The sequence below is a fragment of the Secundilactobacillus pentosiphilus genome (genome assembly GCF_002217985.1).
Classification (GTDB): domain Bacteria; phylum Bacillota; class Bacilli; order Lactobacillales; family Lactobacillaceae; genus Secundilactobacillus; species Secundilactobacillus pentosiphilus.
The window spans coordinates 1-16,511 of the sequence record NZ_BCMI01000012.1; the positions used below are offsets into that span (position 1 = coordinate 1).

13 protein-coding genes are annotated in these 16,511 nt (G+C 43.7%); 5 read left to right on the plus strand and 8 right to left on the minus strand.

From position 1 onward, the window contains the following. Positions 1-98 precede the first annotated feature (98 nt). On the minus strand, positions 99-3,395 hold the full coding sequence (locus tag CES81_RS07055; protein ID WP_089121227.1) for a tetratricopeptide repeat protein: 3,297 nt from the start codon (positions 3,393-3,395) through the stop codon (positions 99-101). A gap of 158 nt (positions 3,396-3,553) precedes the next feature. Between CES81_RS07055 and CES81_RS07060 the strand changes: the two genes are divergently transcribed. After that, the gene (locus CES81_RS07060) at positions 3,554-4,423 is read left to right on the plus strand and encodes an AraC family transcriptional regulator (protein WP_089088927.1); all 870 of its coding nucleotides are present in this window, start codon (positions 3,554-3,556) and stop codon (positions 4,421-4,423) included. Positions 4,424-4,580: 157 nt separating this feature from the next. Here the strand turns inward: CES81_RS07060 and alr are convergent, their stop codons facing one another. Beyond that, positions 4,581-5,702 (minus strand): alanine racemase, encoded by a 1,122-nt coding sequence (gene alr, locus CES81_RS07065; RefSeq protein ID WP_089121228.1) that lies wholly within the window; start codon positions 5,700-5,702, stop codon positions 4,581-4,583. An 80-nt stretch (positions 5,703-5,782) separates the two neighbouring features. Further along, complete coding sequence (locus CES81_RS07070) at positions 5,783-7,177, minus strand: aspartate ammonia-lyase (RefSeq protein ID WP_089121229.1); 1,395 nt, start codon at positions 7,175-7,177, stop codon at positions 5,783-5,785. A gap of 762 nt (positions 7,178-7,939) precedes the next feature. On the opposite strand from CES81_RS07070, the gene CES81_RS07075 reads away from it, so the two are divergent. Next, entirely contained in the window at positions 7,940-9,349 is a 1,410-nt protein-coding gene (locus tag CES81_RS07075; protein WP_089121230.1) for an amino acid permease, read from the plus strand. Between the two features lie 106 nt (positions 9,350-9,455). On the opposite strand, the gene CES81_RS07080 is transcribed toward CES81_RS07075, so the two are convergent. From CES81_RS07080 to CES81_RS07100, 5 genes are all read right to left on the minus strand, one after another. Beyond that, positions 9,456-11,915 carry a phosphoketolase family protein gene (locus CES81_RS07080; protein WP_089121231.1) on the minus strand — a complete coding sequence of 820 codons (2,460 nt, stop codon included), beginning with the start codon at positions 11,913-11,915 and terminating at the stop codon, positions 9,456-9,458. Positions 11,916-12,204: 289 nt separating this feature from the next. Next, complete coding sequence (locus CES81_RS07085; RefSeq protein WP_089121232.1) at positions 12,205-12,657, minus strand: DUF3021 domain-containing protein; 453 nt, start codon at positions 12,655-12,657, stop codon at positions 12,205-12,207. Continuing rightward, complete coding sequence (locus CES81_RS07090; RefSeq protein ID WP_089088933.1) at positions 12,654-13,097, minus strand: LytTR family DNA-binding domain-containing protein; 444 nt, start codon at positions 13,095-13,097, stop codon at positions 12,654-12,656. Before CES81_RS07090 ends, CES81_RS07085 begins: the two co-directional genes overlap by 4 nt. Before the next feature lie 141 nt (positions 13,098-13,238). Beyond that, on the minus strand, positions 13,239-13,748 hold the full coding sequence (locus CES81_RS07095) for a hypothetical protein (protein ID WP_089121233.1): 510 nt from the start codon (positions 13,746-13,748) through the stop codon (positions 13,239-13,241). Between the two features lie 79 nt (positions 13,749-13,827). Then, a complete protein-coding gene (locus CES81_RS07100; protein WP_180949752.1) occupies positions 13,828-14,436 on the minus strand; it encodes a PepSY domain-containing protein in 609 nt (202 codons plus the stop codon). 388 nt (positions 14,437-14,824) lie between these two features. Between CES81_RS07100 and CES81_RS07105 the strand changes: the two genes are divergently transcribed. The 3 genes from CES81_RS07105 (at position 14,825) to CES81_RS07115 (ending at position 16,448) form a co-directional block, all read left to right on the plus strand. Then, positions 14,825-15,442: a hypothetical protein gene (locus CES81_RS07105; RefSeq protein ID WP_089121235.1), complete on the plus strand. Its 618-nt coding sequence runs from the start codon at positions 14,825-14,827 to the stop codon at positions 15,440-15,442. A gap of 161 nt (positions 15,443-15,603) precedes the next feature. Then, the gene (gene amaP, locus CES81_RS07110; RefSeq protein WP_089121236.1) at positions 15,604-16,017 is read left to right on the plus strand and encodes an alkaline shock response membrane anchor protein AmaP; all 414 of its coding nucleotides are present in this window, start codon (positions 15,604-15,606) and stop codon (positions 16,015-16,017) included. Positions 16,018-16,175: 158 nt separating this feature from the next. Further along, positions 16,176-16,448 carry an Asp23/Gls24 family envelope stress response protein gene (locus CES81_RS07115; protein WP_439951282.1) on the plus strand — a complete coding sequence of 91 codons (273 nt, stop codon included), beginning with the start codon at positions 16,176-16,178 and terminating at the stop codon, positions 16,446-16,448. The last annotated feature ends 63 nt before the right edge of the window (positions 16,449-16,511 follow it).

Here is a 16,511-nt window from a genome sequence, read left to right on the forward strand (position 1 = left end):
TCATCAGATGAATTATTGTATTTCATCTGACAACCATAAAGGGATTATCGCAGATAATTAAAAGGCGTTTTTTCTATTTAACTTGCACTTATGGTGTTTTACTTAGCGCTTGCCTTTTTAAAATTGTGATGCCGTAAAACACCTTGATGATGGTTGCTAATCGCCAGCGCTTTATTAAAGAGTTCTTGCGCCTGCGTCACGTGTCCTAAGCCCAAGTGCCCCAGTGCCATCAAGTAGTAGCAGTGAACGGAATTCCGGTCCTGATAATTTTCATCAAATAGCAGCGCATCCGGTAATGAAACGGCAAAGTAATCCATCTTGAATTGATCGAATAAGTGTCGTTCCCCAAAGCTGATCAGCTTATAATAGCGGGCATCAGCTTGACTAATTCGGTGCAGCTGTTCAAACGCCAATCCTTGATAAAAGATCGTGTCAGCCGGTTGATCGTTGTAGTACATCATATCGGTCGGTTCACTCAAACCACCCGTTGCCTTCTCGAAGTGTTCCTTTGCCTGGTCATCATCACCACTTGCTTTAAAGGCCAATCCCAGGTAGTAGTTAATGATATTGTCAACGGCAATTGGCAGTTTCCCTTCGCCTAAGCTGCGTGGATAAGTCAACGCTTGTTGAAGTTTACCGATGGCATCTTGTACCTGATTAGCAGCCAAATCTTGTTTCGCCAGCTCAACCAGCGCATATTCGTACTGCGTGCTGACCTTGCCTTCACCGCCTTCCCACGGGTGGAAGACATGGTCCATCACCTTCTCATAAGCCTGCTGATAATCCCCAGTTTCATTTAACAGCGTCACCAATGAAATATAGCTGTCGTCACGCTGCTGAGTCAGATCAAAATGATCTTGCAGAAACTTCAGCCGGTCAGTCAAGGGCCGATTGAGCTTCTCGTAGAGGGTATCCAATTCAAAGACTAAACGACTGTTTTGCGGATCCAGCTTAAACGCTAATTCCAATTCATGCAGTGCCTTTTGGGGCTGATGCTGCCGGTTAAAGTAAGCAATCGACAGGTTCCGGTGTGCCATTGGATAATCCGGGTTAGCTTTAACACACTGTTCCCATAACTGCGTCGCGCGGTCATAGACCTTTCGATCATAGTAGAAATCGCCGAGATAATAAGCGGCCAGCCCATCGCTTGGGTTTTGCTCAATCGCAGCGTTTAAAACGACGACATCCATTAACCGGTTTGGAAAGACGTAGTCCGGATCACCAGCTGCACCCTGCTTAGCAAGCGCTTTAGCAGCCTTGGAATCACCTAATTTATTTGAGAGAAAGGCTTCGTAGTAACTCTTGATTGGACTGTCAGCTGAATATAGTTGGATAATAGCTAAGGCATCCGCGAACTGACCCGCTTTAATGTACGGCTCTGCTAAACTCAAATGATTATTTAGCTTGTGATTTAAGGCTTTTTCCAGCGCCTGTTGATGCTCTGTGCTCGGATCCAGTCTCCAGGCTTCGTAACGGTTACCCAGACTTAGCGGATCAATAGCAGCGTTTTGCTTTACCAGTTGCTTAGCAGTTTCATTTTTATGCGCACGGCGCAGCAAGTTTACCTTGAGTGTCCGCAATGTCATATCACGATAGTTGGTATTTAACCCCTTATCGACATCAACTAGCGCGGCATCTAAATCGCCTTCGAGACTCTTCACTTGTGCCAACGCTAAAAAGCCGACTGACTGTGTTTCATAAGACCAAGTAGCTTTAAAGAAGTGATCATAAGCCTCTTTAAGCTGTCCTTGCATCATTAGGCTAAGCCCTAAGTGATAGTGTGCAGCACCGGAAAATGGGTTGGTGTTGTGTTCGGTCTCACGTGCGATTGCCCGTTCAAAATACGTTTGACTTTCGGCAAATAATCCGCGCCGATAGAGTAAAAGACCATAAGCATCGTTGATCCGGTCGTCATCTTTATCACGCTTAAGGCCTTCAAGATAGTAATCATCGGGTCGATAAGTGGCGTGCCGATACTGTTCGAGATGCTGAGCCGCAAAGTATAATTCATCGTTGGTCTTGATTTCTTCTGGCGCAGCAATGGCCTTAGCAGGATCTGGAATCGGTTGAATTTGGTCTGCTGCCGGCTGATAAGTGACCAACTGCTGTTCGTCGGCATTCGTTACAACGAGTTTGAACTCGGACTTTGCGCCCTTTAAATCGTATTCTTTCTCAAATGTCTGAGTGGGGCTCAACGTCACCGTTTCATCTGCCACCAGTTTACCCTGCTGGTACAATTTAACGTGTGCATCATGGTAAACAGACGTCGCGTAAGCTTTAACTGCCACACCCTGATCGGTGACTTCCAGGTTCACGGCCGCGTTAATGGTGGCGTTTTTAACCGCCCCAACGTCCTTATACGGCATGAAATACTCCGTAGAAGTCTTTTGTTCGTGTGGCTTCAACCAGGTAAAGTCTGGCTGATTGTCAGTATAGGTACCAACCATCAGTTCAATATACGGACCGTCATTATCCGTCAGCTGGTTGTCCCAAGACTGGCCAAAGTCGGCGTTGCCCCATGTCCACTGCTTCTTACCAGGTGAAGTGTGGTGATCGGCAACGTGCAGTAAGCCAGCCTTCTTTTGGTGATCGTAGTTGCCCAAAAAGTCATATTCGGAATGGGCAGCCATGTACGACGTTGGTACGGGCACGTTCTTGTAGCGGGAAATATCAACCCCCGCAGAATAGTCGATCTTATAGTACTCACCGGTGGCAATTGGAAAAGTGGAGACTGCCCGCTTGCCGTGATCAAAGACGGCATTAACGTCCGGCGGGAAAATTGATTGCGTATTGTCATTCACTGGTACAGCCGGATTAGCCCACCAAAGGAAGGTTTGCGGTAAATCAGTCGGGTTACTGAAGTGCTCATCTAACTTTAAATAAGCCTTGTCGGCAAACATCGTAAAGCCAACCAGGATTTTAGTCCCGTACATTTTATCAATATCGCTGATCCACAACGTTTTGGCGCCATCATGTTCCTCAATTTTCGTTTCAACCGGTAAAAAGGTGTCCGGACGGTGGTGCTGCGGCCAGTTAAATTCAATCCCGCCTGATATCCAAGACCCCGTTAAACCGACTAAAGCGGGTTTAATCACGTGGTTATAGTAAACGAAGTCGTAGTTATTTGTTTTATCTAAAGCCCGGTAGATTCGGCCACCTAATTCAGGTAAAAAGGTTACCTGGAGATACTGATTCTCCAGGATGATTGCGCGATATTTTTGATCAACCTTGTCTTCGTGGATCTTTTCCGTAACGGGGAAGGGATATACCTTGCCACTGCTGCCTTGGTAGACTCTCTTTTCGAGAAACATCGGGTTCTTTTCGGGTTTACTGGTTTGATACGTTGGTAACGTGATCGTCGTTTCCGTAATAGAAACACCGGTAATTGTATTCATTGAAATCGTCCTTTCTGTCTTTTGATTACCTAAACCATAGTACAGAAAGCGCTTTCTTAAAATGCACTATCTTCACCCAAAGATGGATTATTCGCTACAATCGGTATATAATGTAAGCGCTTTATATAATACGTTATATTTATCGATGGAGTGATACTATGCGTCGTTTAGAAAATTTCGATAACGAATATCTGTTTGTGTTACCTCCTGCCCTGCTACAGTCATATGCATCCTCACCCATTTTTAACAACCTGTACGTCACCGACTTGGGCTTTTTCCCCAATGCCGATTATCACTACGTTTCCCGTAAACACGGCACCAATACCTGGGTCATGATTTTTTGTACCAACGGGTCAGGAACGGTTGTTGTCAACAAGAAGACGTACGCAATGAAACAGCACTCGTTCATTATCTTGCCCCCTAATGTCGCCCATAAATACTTCACAGCAGCAAACGATCCGTGGGACATCTACTGGGTACATTTTCGCGGTAAACTGGCAACTAGTTACCCCTGTGTCTACCCAAGCTTTGCTTTTTATTTAGAAGAACTACCCATTAATCAAATTAAATCAGTCATGGAGTTGTTTTGGTTCATGATAAAAACCTTTCAACCAGGCTTTTCGTTTAATCGTGAACTGTATGTTTCACAGCTGTTAGGTGCGCTTCTCTCTGGCTTAAGCGTCAACAAAAGCGATGTTACTACGGGCAGTACCTACGTTGACACAGCCATTCAATACATTTATAACAACATCAGCAGCCCGATTAAATTAGAAGACATTGCTAGAAAGCTGGGCATCTCAGTCAGTTACCTGAGCCGAACCTTCCGCAAAGTGACTCAGGTCAGCGTGAATCAATTTATCACATCAGCTAAAGTAGCTCGTGCTAGCCACTACCTTAGATTTACCAATATTCCAATCCAGCAAATCGCTGCCCGGTTGGGGTACACCGACAGCTACTACTTCTCCCGCGTTTTCAAAAAGGAATACCAAGTTTCGCCAAGAGAATATCGCCAACAGAAAACTTCGTAGGGTAAAACGAACCTTGGTAGATGCCAACATTTATTATCAAAAATAGGCTACAAGTCAGTCGATGCTAAGCCGACAGCTTGTAGCCTAAATTTATAGATACTATTCAAAAATCTAAACTTTGTAAAAGTCCCAAAATTTAACATCGATCATGACATTTCTAATTCTGATAAACCCGTGGTAAGCGGTCAGTAAAGCCGCAGGCAATTTCGTAATGAATCGTGCCACAGTAATCTGCGATAGCTTGAAGCGAAATCGATTGGCCATGATCTTTACCAACCAGTGTAACAAGTGTGCCTACTGAGTATTGACGCGGTAAGCGGATCATCAGTTGATCCATACATATTCTACCAATGATTTCACAAAAATGACCATCTACTAACACATGGAAACCCTGAAGCTGGCGTCTGTACCCGTCGGCATAGCCAATCGGAACAGTGGCTACCCATTCGTCTTCCTGTGCCGTATAGGTAGCCCCATAGCTCACTGATTGACCCGCTTTTAACAACTTTACAAAAACCGTACGCGATTCTAACCGCATTGCGGGCTGTAAAACAAATGGTGCCTCAAGGTCAACTCCCGATGGATTTAAGCCGTACCCGCCAACGCCAAAACGGATCAGATTACCATTACAGGTATCATGCCATAAGCTTGTGGCTGTGTTGGAGACGTGAACGTATTTGGGCCGATTAGTAACGACCGTCATGAAGGCACACCATCTTTTAAGCTGCTTTTCGAAATACCCGGTTTCAGTCGAATCAGCTTTTGAGAAATGGGTGAAAATACCTTCAAATTTAAACTGCTTCGTTGTCTTCAAGTACGCCAAAGCTAATGATAATTCCGTTGGGGTTTGAAAACCAATTCTTCCCATTCCCGTATCCAGTCCCAGATGAACCGCTAATGGCAGCTTAACGTGAGCTGCATCTAAAAAACGACTGGCATTTTTTAACCAAGCTAGCGAACAAACTGTTGCGGAAATATGGTTAATCGCTAATAGCGCGGCATTCTGTGATTCAGTGATCCCTAGCACTAGAATGGGTTGCGTGAAACCAGCCTCCCGTAAAGCCAGTGCCTCATCTAGAACCGCCACACAAAAACCCGTCGCACCCGCACGGACTGCTATCGCTGCCACTTGAATAAGACCGTGTCCGTATGCATTTGCCTTCACCACCATGAATAAATCGGTTCCATCAGTTAGCCTAGCCTTCTCGTTTACAATATTTTGATAAATTGCGGTCTCATTGATCACGATTCGGCTCGGTCGATGTTTAGCAATTGCCATTTTACAAGACTCCTTTCAGCAAGATTCCCCGTTTTTGATAATTTCTGAATTCAATAGTTCAAACTAGTTAAATCAATCCCTTATCCTTCTTTGATGTTTCTTTTTGTAGCAGATTGCCCGTGAAGCAGGCTTTCAGGCGACAATAAACGGTCAACTTGCTCGGCAGGTAAGAGCCGATCGTCAAGAATAATTTCTCGTACGGAGCGGTCTTCGTGCAGTGCTTGTTTAATCAGCGCAGTTGTCTTGGTATAGCCCAGAATCGGTGATAGGACTGTTGCTACAATCGCAGAATGCTCAACGTAACGTTGCGTTTGTGTCCGGTTAACTTGGAGCCCGTTCAGACAGTTAGTAACCAGGGTTTGAATGCCCCTTTCCAGGTAAGTCTCACTAGCAAGTATGTCGCGAAACATAATGGGTTCAAAAGCGTTCAATTCAAGCTGCCCGCCCTGTGCCGCTAAGGTGACCGTGGTGTCATTACCGATAACCTCAAATGCAACTTGGTTAACCACTTCTGGAATGACAGGGTTTACCTTAGCGGGCATAATCGAAGACCCAGCCTGAACTGCTGGCACGTGCAATTCTGCTAACCCAGCTTGAGGGCCACTGCCAAGCAGCCGCAGATCATTAGCAAATTTGGACAAGTCAACTGCCAATGCTTTGAGCACACCGGAAAAGGCCACCGCAATATCACAATTTTGGGTAGCATCGATCAAATCCGAAGCCTGCACAAGATTTAATTGCGTTAGCTGGTTGACCTGTTCCACAATATGCGTTTGATAATACCGAGTAGCGTTAAGCCCAGTGCCGATTGCGGTTCCCCCAAGATTGACCACCGCTAAGCCATTTCGTACAGCAGACAAGCGGGCTAGATCCCGTTTAAAAAGTGACCGATATGCCGCAAAGGTTCTTCCATAGGTGGTTGGTACAGCATCTTGTAACTGTGTACGACCAACTTTCAGTACATCCTTGTTTTGCTGTGCCAGTTTCCCCAAGGCGTCAAGCAACCCATTAGTCACTTTTAACAATGATGGGAGTTTCTTTAACATTGCCATTTGACCGGCCGTTGGAAACGTATCATTAGTTGATTGCGACTGATTAACATCGTCGTTAGGGTGAATATGAATACCAGGCGTTAGTGCCTCTGCTAAGTGGGCAACTACTTCGTTCACGTTCATATTAGCTGATGTACCAGCACTTCCTTGGATCGCAGGAACAATAAACGCTTCTTGATGTTGACCAAGCAATAACTGATTGCACGCCGCTGTAATGGTGCTTGCCTTTTCCGCTGATAAAGTTCCAGCTTGACGATTAACCTGTGCCGCAGCCTTTTTGATTTGGAGGAAACTTTCAATGATTAAGGGATGGACTTTCTCATTTGAAATGGGAAAGTTCTTTACTGCTCGCTTGCTGTGAATACCGTATAAAGCATCGTCATCAATCGCTAATTTACCAATACAGTCCTGTTCAATTCTCATATCGATCTCTCCTATCGTTTAGTCCAAGTAGTTTATGTTAGGAAGCTTAACATAATGAAATACATCCTATACCTTTCTAATAGATAATCAATAAAATACCGCAATAATCAGAACTATGTAAGGTTGGCCAATAATAGGATATTAAGCCAATTACCGATAAATTAAGCGTTGACGCCATTGTAAATTATCAATTAAAGTAAAACCTATGTCATTAAACATAACGTGGGTTAGCGCAGTTTTAGCTTTTATTGCAAATCTTTACCTTGTTAAACACCCTCTAAGCCTGATTAGCCGGGAAGTGTGGCGCTAAATTCTTTTTTTATTTCGCCAAATATTCCGATATGTTTTTACCTACTCATCAGCAAAATATTCAGGTGTTGAATATCCATTTTTAAAGAAATGCATCATTTAACCCACATTACTAACATTTACTAGTAAACTTTTAAAAATCGCCATCCTTGTCTTAACCTAATAAATGACATCACTCGCTTAGTATATTATGGCTGATATTAATTCGCCGCAGTCATGTAATGGTCGGTTGATAATTGACGCCGTCATGTAATTATTTATTCATTACTATTATGCATAATTAACTATTAAAAAATAATTTGATTATATAAAATGCCGTTTGTTTCATTAAAGTCAGTGATTTCAAACCTAATAAAAATCATTTTTAATTCAAAATCTCATTTATTTTTAATTTTTCTATTGAATTTTATTTCATTTGGTGATTAAATTAACACCAATAAAAGGAGTGAGACTATGGACAAACAAGAAAACACGAATGCCGATGGTACAAAACGAACTCTATCTAATCGGCATGTTCAAATGATTGCACTTGGTGGCACAATTGGTACTGGCCTCTTCTTAGGTGCCAGCACGTCCATAACTAAAACTGGTCCGTCGATTATTTTGGTATACGTTATTATTGGAATGTTTTTCTTTTTGATGATGCGTGGCATTGGTGAAATGCTGTACCAGGATCCTTCACAGCATACCTTTATCGCGTTTATTAGTCGTTATCTGGGTCAACGCACAGGATACTTTGCAGGATGGACCTACTGGATCGGTTTGATTTTTGTCGGCATGGCTGAGTTAACTGCCATCGCAACTTACGTTCGGTTTTGGTTCCCGCACACCCCTGCTTGGTTAATTCAAGTTGGCTTTTTGGCTGTATTGACCAGCGTTAATTTAATTGCCGTCCGTATATTTGGTGAAGCAGAATTCTGGTTTGCAATGATTAAAATCGTCGCTATCCTGGCAATGATTGCTACCGGAATCATGTTGTTGCTCACGCAATTCAAGACGCCTACCGGTCAAGTTGGTTTAGCTAATATCACAACACATCTTTCACTATTTCCAAACGGCATTCACAGTTTTATCGGAGCCTTCCCGATGGTCTTCTTCGCTTTTTTAGGAATGGAGTTCATTGGGATCACCACCGCTGAAACCAAAAATCCTCGTCACGTACTGCCAAAAGCAATTAATGAAGTCATTTATCGAATCCTGATTTTCTACATTGGTGCCCTAATAGTCATTATGTTGATTTATCCATGGCAAAGTTTGTCAGTAAAACAAAGTCCATTTGTACAGGTGTTTTCATTGGTCGGTTTGCGAGCAGCTGCCGCGGTAATTAACTTTGTGGTTTTGACCTCTGCAGCGTCGTCGCTGAATAGTATGATTTATTCATCTGGTCGCCATTTTTACCAGCTAGCTACAGAATCGAACGGTCGGTTCATGCGCCGTTTTAAAATCATTTCAACTCATGGAGTCCCAGCTAAGGGCATCTTAATTTCCGCTACCCTAATTCTGTTGGCACCCCTTATCAGTGCTCTCCCCATCGTCTCAAACGCCTTTAGCTTGATTACTTCTACATCTAGTGACTTATATCTCATTGTTTATTCGCTAACCGTTGTGGCTCATTACCGATATCGTCAATCAGCTGATTTTATGCCTGACGGATTTTTGATGCCAGCCTACAAAGTCGTTGATCCGTTATTGATTGGCTTTTTCGTTGTTATTTATATCAGCCTGTTCTTCGATAGCAGCAACTGGCTCCCCGCAACGTTAGGCATCTTATGGTGTGTTATCTTTGGTTTCTTCGCCTCGAGGGAACGTTCAACGGTGCCTGCCGTCTCAGTTAGCGACGATAAAATGCTTGATCATTTATAAGCGACCATTGAAACATTGTATCAAGCTCATTCAAAATACAACAAAAAGCACCGACCCATTTCTGAGTCGGTGCTTTTTTAAAATGTTCATTTAGCCGTTAAAGAAATTACTTCTTCAATGGTGTCCATTGCCATTTAGTGAATTCTTCAATGTCGCGACCTTCGTCACGAGTAACCTTGAAGTGTTTTGCTAAGATGTCATCCATCTTCTTGTCGAAGGCTTTACCGGCAGCTTCGTCGATAACACCCTTTTCAATCAATGTGTTAACAGCATCTTTAGATTGGTTGAAACGATCAAGCTTAGAGTATACACGCATGTCGTAAGCAGTGGTGATATCACCATCTTCACGGTAACCATGGACGTGTGCACCAGCATGTTGACGTTCGTAGAAGATTGATTCGATCAAGTCTTCGTAACCGTGGAAACCAAAGAGTACTGGAGTTCCTGATTGACCGAATAGTGATGTGAACTTGTCATCTGACAATGAACGTTCTGCGTTCAGAGGGCCGTTCTTCTTTTGAAGACGTCCAAGTTCAACAACGTTGACATAACGCATCTTAACTGATGGGAATGCATCGTTGATCAAATCGATAGCAGCTAAGGTTTCGATAGTTGGTTCAACACCGGCTGAAGCAAAGACGATATCAGCATCTTCACCTTCAGCAACAGTTGAAGCCCAATCAATTGCCTTGATACCTTCAGTAGCTAATTCTTCAGCTTCGTCGATTGAGAACCATTGTTGACGAGGTTGCTTAGAAGCAACGATGTGGTTAACCTTTTGACGGTCACGGAAGGCACGGTCAAAGACAGCTAACAACGTGTTACCATCGGCTGGAAGATATTGACGGATAAAGTCAGACTTCTTTTCAGCCAAGTGGGTCAGCATACCTGGGTCTTGGTGGGTATAACCGTTGTGGTCTTGTTGGAAGACAGTTGAAGTTGAGATCAGGTTCAATGATGGGTAATCATTGCGCCATGGTTCAGCAGCAGCTTGACGGATCCACTTGAAGTGTTGCGTCGTCATTGAGTCAACAACCCGCAAGAATGATTCGTATGAAGCAAAGATTCCTTGACGACCAGTCAGAGTGTAACCTTCAAGCCAGCCTTCAGCTTGGTGTTCTGACAATTGAGCATCTAAAATACGGCCTTCTGGGGCTTCGTATTGGTCATTAGGGTTCTTGACCTTGCTCATCCATTGACGGTTAGTCATCTTGAACATATCCCAGAGACGGTTTGACATGGTTTCGTCAGGGCCGAATACACGGAATGAAGTTGGGTTCTTAGTAGCAACGCCAGCAAAGAACGAAGAAAGAACGTTCATATCCATGTTACGGTTACCATCTGGTAATAACGTTCCACGGTTGTCAGCATTGATGTCGTTGGCTAAGCTCTTCCAGTCAGGTAAGTCAAGCATAGCAGGCTTTTCGCCACGACGACGGCCACCGTTAGTTACGGGGTTGGCTGCCATCCGCTTGTCACCCTTAGGGGCAAAGTCAGCAACTTCGGCCTTCAATGAACCATCAGTGTTAAATAATTCTTCTGGCTTGTATGAGTTCATCCAAGCTTCGAATTCTGGTAATTCAGCAAGGTTCTTTTGGCTCAAGCCAAGCGGAACTTGGTGAGCACGGAATGAGTTTTCAATTGGTTCGCCAGCTGGGTTTGTCTTAGGACCGCCCCAACCTTTAGGCAAACGTGCGATAACAACAGGCCAAGCTGGAATAGTACCATCTTCGTACTTGCCGTTTTCGCGAGCATCTTTTTGGATTTGTTTGATATCAGCAATTGCTTGATCAAATAACTTAGCAGCTTTTTCGTGGTAAGTCATGTAATTGTGAATATCATCGTTTTCAAGGAAACGAGGTGACCAGCCAAGGCCTTCGAAGAACTTAGCGATGTTTTCGTCGCTCATCCGACTGAAGAGAGTTGGGTTGGAAATCTTGAAGCCGTTTAAGTCAAGAATTGGTAAAACGGCACCGTCGTTCTTAGGGTTCAAGAACTTGATTGAGTTCCAAGCAGTCATAGCAGGACCGGTTTCAACTTCACCATCACCAACAACAGTAAAGGCGATTTGGTCTGGGTTATCCAGAACGGCACCAGTTGCGTGTGAAAGTGAATAACCAAGTTCGCCACCTTCATGAAGTGAGCCAGGAGTTTGAGCAGTCATGTGGGAACCAATTCCACCAGGGAATGAGAACCGCTTGTAAAGACGTGACATACCTTCAAGATCCTGTGTGATTTCAGGGTAGGCGTCGGTGTAAGTACCGTCCAAGTATGAGTTAGTAACCATTACTTGGCCACCGTGACCGGGACCACCAATATAGAACATGTTCAAACCGTACTTGTTGATCAAACGGTTGGCATGGGCGTACAGGAACGTTTGTCCTGAAATCGTACCCCAGTGACCAATTGGCTTAACTTTTACGTCGTCCGCTTGGATTGGTGTGTTAGTAACTGAGAACAATGGGTTGTTCTTCAGGAAGATCATACCACCTGAAAGATACGTTGTGGCACGCCACCAGGCGTCAACTTTTTCCAAGTATGACTTGGAATCATAATCTACTGCCATGAAATTATACACTCCTTCATTTAAATAGCTTTACTTCTGACAATTAACGAAAAATCGTTATGGTCCATTTGCTTTATTAATAATACCAATTATCCCAAAAAAGTCAACAACTTTTTAAATTGATACGGTCCAATTAGTAAAAATGCTATGAAATTCGCATTTTCACACTTCGCAAAGTTTTGAAACTGACCCGATTTAACGTGCTTAAATCATACTATGGATGGGAGAAATGTGGTAGTTAATTTTCAATTAATTCATGAATTTCTTTCGTATTTAAATTTCTGTCATTTTAGGATTTGTTTTCATGCAGCAACTGATTCAGCCGGCGAACCTTGGCTTTAGCAATCTGCATGGAAATGAACCACATCATCACGTAGATTATGACAAACTCCAGCGTGTATGAAAGGAAGTAATGCTGTACCGGAAACCAGTCCGCAATAATGGCTAACGGTGTAAAGCACGCATAGGTCACGATAAAGTGAACGATTGTCTGATGGGTGATGCTCCATTGACTCTTTTCAAAGATCAAATAGCTGGTCACGTCAAAAACGATTCCCATCAAAGCCCACAAACCCGCTGAGACGATAGTCGCCATTAAATTATTGCTGAACCGAGCGACAAATTCCGGTGTTGACGGCATAAAGGTTGCGGTTTGATTCAGCACCGAAAAAACGAGTGCCATCATAAACCCGATGGTAATCCCGATCACCGCTCCGGAAATCATATGTCCGATTACTTTCATTTCAAAAAAGCCTCCTTGATTTGCTTAACGTAGCGTCTTGACGTATAGGTACTCGCTCCCGTTGTTAAATTAATCCGATAACTGCCGCTGCTAGTCAATGAGAACGACTGAATGGCTGCCTTGTTGACAATTTCAGCATTGGAAACGGAGATGAACGTTGAATCTGAAAGCTGCGATCTTAACTCATACATCCGCTGATGCACACGGTAGGTACCCGCTGTGGTTTCACAGACCACGTGCTTACCTTGCGTGTAAAACCGAATAATGCGATAAAACGGCACCACTATTCGCCGATTATCTTGGTAACCGATGACGGTCATTTTATTCACCAGCCGATCGATCTCAATCGACAACTGAATCAGTTCTGGGTTTTCCTTTTGCGCGTTGATACTAATTGATGGTGTGACAAATTTCTTGGCTAGATTAAAAATAACATCCACTTTCTTCCCCTCCTTTCAAAAACAGTTTATCCGCATTCTTTACTAATAGCTAGATTGTCGGAATAACTGGTCTATTTCCCCGATAAATGGTCGAAAAAAGGTCGCGGGCGATTGCCTGCGACCTTCGGATCCAACTTTAGTTTAATAGTGATATGAACCGTTCGCTTTAACAGTAACAGTTTGCTGCCCCTTATGCAGATACGTTTTATGATGCGTCAGGATCAGCGCTGATTTCAGTTTTGAACCCGTTACGCGCCATAACAGAACGGACTGAGTCTTACCATTTACCTTGTGAGTGGTCTTGCGAAAATACATGTAGGCCGACTTGCCCAAACCATGAAGACCCTGATTCTTATTCTTGCTTAATTTGGCGGCAGTTCCAAGGTTGATTCTGTACCAGCCATGAACCTTACTGATGGTTGACAGATAACCGAAGTTTCCCGTGCCTACCGGAAAAGCGTTCCAGGCAAATTTATGCGTTGACAATGTTACCTCTTCACCAGCAGCTGCTCCCCGGTAGTGACCAGTTGTCCAATACCAGTTTCCCCGAACTGACTTAGCAGTCGTGCCATAGCTGCTTGCACTGGCACTGATACCAGTCAACCCTAATCCAGCAAACAATACGACTCCAGCAACAATCCATTTCCTCATCAAAAATCACCTCATTTAAGGAGTAATATACGCTTTTGATGACGTTGAAGCAAGCGTTCCCATATGCGCTGAAATCGAATCAATCATCCGTATCGACCGTCAGTATCCTGCCCGTTTGCGCGTTGAGCTTCACACTAGTCTCCTGCCCCTGGTGTTCAAATTGGATCTCCCAATAGGTTTGTTCACTCTCTTTATCAATTGAAGCCTCCGTTGCCGTTTGTCCTTTCGCCTTTGGCTGAGCTGTTTTCACGGCACGTGATAAGCCAATCACATTATTCAGATCCAATGCGTCTTGCCGTTCTGCACCATTTGCTTCATCCGCTTCTAGCCGTTCACTCTTTTTGATCAGGATTTTGCCGCTATTCGCGTCTAATTTCAGCGTATGTTCATGATTGTCATCGACACCATCGATTTCATATTGGTATTTTCCCAATTCCCGCTCAACTGAAAGATCCGTGATCTGCGAATCAGCAAAGGTTTTCTGATACGTTTTAATCGCTGTGGCTGCTGGTAGTTTGACCTGGCTGACATCACTGTCTGACGATGACTGACTGCTTGAACTTGACTGACTGTGACTGGCAGCGCTAGAAGAAGATGCACTGCTCTTATCCTGCGACTGATGATTTGAACTGCAGCCGGCTAGCATCAGTGACGTCAAGGCTGCAGCAAGAACATATTGGACTTTCATCGATAACATCCTTCCTATGTTATTAAAAACGATCAATACGTTATTTTACAGTGTCAGTTTATCGATATTGTCGCTGAAACTCAACGATTTCACCCTATTTTTTGACGCAGAAAAATACTCATGCAATGCCCTTCACGCCAAATAGCTCGCGACTAACATGGCGTATTCCAAATAAAACTTTCGCCTAAAATCATGACGACTTATTTTAGTGCTTGTGAGTCCTTTCAGATTGCCTAAGCTGCAGCTTGAAATCAAACTAATAGACAGCATTGTCTCAGATTGTCCCAAAACAAGCCTAGTTAGTGGTGTGTCCACTCCGAATGGTCTAAAATGACGGCGCATTAGAACCGGACTTTACCGTTATCAAACAATTAAGGAGGGATTCACCATGTTCAACTGGGAAACTTACGAACCTGCTGAGTATCAGCGCACTGCAACACCGTCATTAGTTGAATTAACTACTCGCAGCTACATCACTGCTGAAGGACGGGCACTGCAGCATACGGCCGACGATACATTCGTTCTCTTGGCAAGGGCCGTGCAAAAGATTGCGGCCATCATTGCCGATAGTCAAAATATTGGCATCGAAGTCGGTGGTTTTAAGACGTACCGCCCCTACCCGCTCCAAGCGGTTTGGACGCTTGACGGCGATGGGGAAAAATTTAAGATCTGGCTTAAACAGCCCCTGTTCATCCACCAGAATACCTTCGAAGCTGCCAAGAATTACGCCAACTGGGAAAAATCACTTTCTGATCAAATCCACTTTGAACAGCTGGCTGAAGGCACCGAGATTCAAGCAACGGGGCACGGCGAAATCGGTTCGCAAGCCAAAACCTTGCAGGTGCTTAACACCGCCATTGAAAAAGCCGACTACCAGCGGACTAAAGTTGACGCCTACCGCGAACTGTATATAGACGGCCTGCCGTTTTCCGAAAAAAGCGACATCTTATTCCGTTTGGCGATCGACCCTTCAGTGGGCAACCCAACTGCTAGTGTACGTAACTAATGACCAATTTTTGTTCTAAAATAAGACAAAATATTCTAAAAGTATTATTTCGCTAACTAAATAAATCACTTATGATAACGATAATAAATTTATAAGCATTCTTCTAGAAATCACCGCTTCTCACTTGTTATGATGGTATTACAAAGAAAGGTGGTGATAACTTGCAAACCTTCACTAAAATGGGACTTGCAATCCTACTTGTTCTCGCAATACCGTTGTCTTTAGGTCTAATGCTTGAAATCTGGTCCGTAGTCGGTAAACCATTGCACTTAGCTTTCTTAGACTCAGGTACGATGCAGAACGTGACTCAGAATTACCTCTTTTGGGGTGGCTTAGCTTTAACAGTGATCCTGATTGTGATTATCAACTGGCCTAAGACTTTCCAGTTATATCGCATCCGCCATACCAATGGTCAGCTGCGAATATCTAAAAAGGCCATTGATAACTTTTACCCTTCAGCGCTTCGACAGAAACCATTTATTAGCGAACCCAAAGTTACCACTAAGCTTTCGCGAAGGCAGCTGAAGGTAAAAATTCACGGTATGCTGCGGTCATCACCAAACGCAACGTTGTAATCTAAACAGTTTACGAAAAAGATTAGCACAAGACTTGAAGACATTGCTGGTATCAATCATCGGTGGTTTCACAGGTTTAGTGATCACATTGCTGTTACTGACGATTGGTTTTTGGAAGACGATTATTTAAGTAACCCCGCGTCAAAGCAGGACGTTTAATGCCAACCACAACACTCAACAAACCCGAAACAAAGCACACTAAATCTAAAGTTAAAGGCGAATTGGCCTATGAAGACGAGGTATTGCAAAAAATTGTCAGTCTTTGTTTAGACGATATCGAAGACTTGTTCACGGTCGATGGCAGTTTCTTTACTAACGTTGCCGATAAACTAGTGAATACGAATGACGTCACCTCTGGTCTTGACGTGATCGAAGAGAACGTGACAGTTGTAGACGTGAAAACTAAGGCTGAACATGAAGCGATTCAGTAAGCATACAGGATAAAGTCGGTAAACTTGGCGACTAAACAAAGCAAACGGTGAGCAAAGGTGCTA

Coding starts and splice junctions, on each gene's coding strand:
- CES81_RS07080 (WP_089121231.1), bottom strand. CDS start 11,915: ATGGCAGTAGATTATGATTCCAAGTCATACTTGGAAAAAGTTGACGCC.
- alr (WP_089121228.1), bottom strand. CDS start 5,702: ATGGCAATTGCTAAACATCGACCGAGCCGAATCGTGATCAATGAGACC.
- CES81_RS07075 (WP_089121230.1), top strand. CDS start 7,940: ATGGACAAACAAGAAAACACGAATGCCGATGGTACAAAACGAACTCTA.
- CES81_RS07085 (WP_089121232.1), bottom strand. CDS start 12,657: ATGAAAGTAATCGGACATATGATTTCCGGAGCGGTGATCGGGATTACC.
- CES81_RS07100 (WP_180949752.1), bottom strand. CDS start 14,436: ATGAAAGTCCAATATGTTCTTGCTGCAGCCTTGACGTCACTGATGCTA.
- CES81_RS07115 (WP_439951282.1), top strand. CDS start 16,176: ATGCCAACCACAACACTCAACAAACCCGAAACAAAGCACACTAAATCT.
- CES81_RS07055 (WP_089121227.1), bottom strand. CDS start 3,395: ATGAATACAATTACCGGTGTTTCTATTACGGAAACGACGATCACGTTA.
- CES81_RS07095 (WP_089121233.1), bottom strand. CDS start 13,748: ATGAGGAAATGGATTGTTGCTGGAGTCGTATTGTTTGCTGGATTAGGG.
- CES81_RS07070 (WP_089121229.1), bottom strand. CDS start 7,177: ATGAGAATTGAACAGGACTGTATTGGTAAATTAGCGATTGATGACGAT.
- CES81_RS07060 (WP_089088927.1), top strand. CDS start 3,554: ATGCGTCGTTTAGAAAATTTCGATAACGAATATCTGTTTGTGTTACCT.
- CES81_RS07105 (WP_089121235.1), top strand. CDS start 14,825: ATGTTCAACTGGGAAACTTACGAACCTGCTGAGTATCAGCGCACTGCA.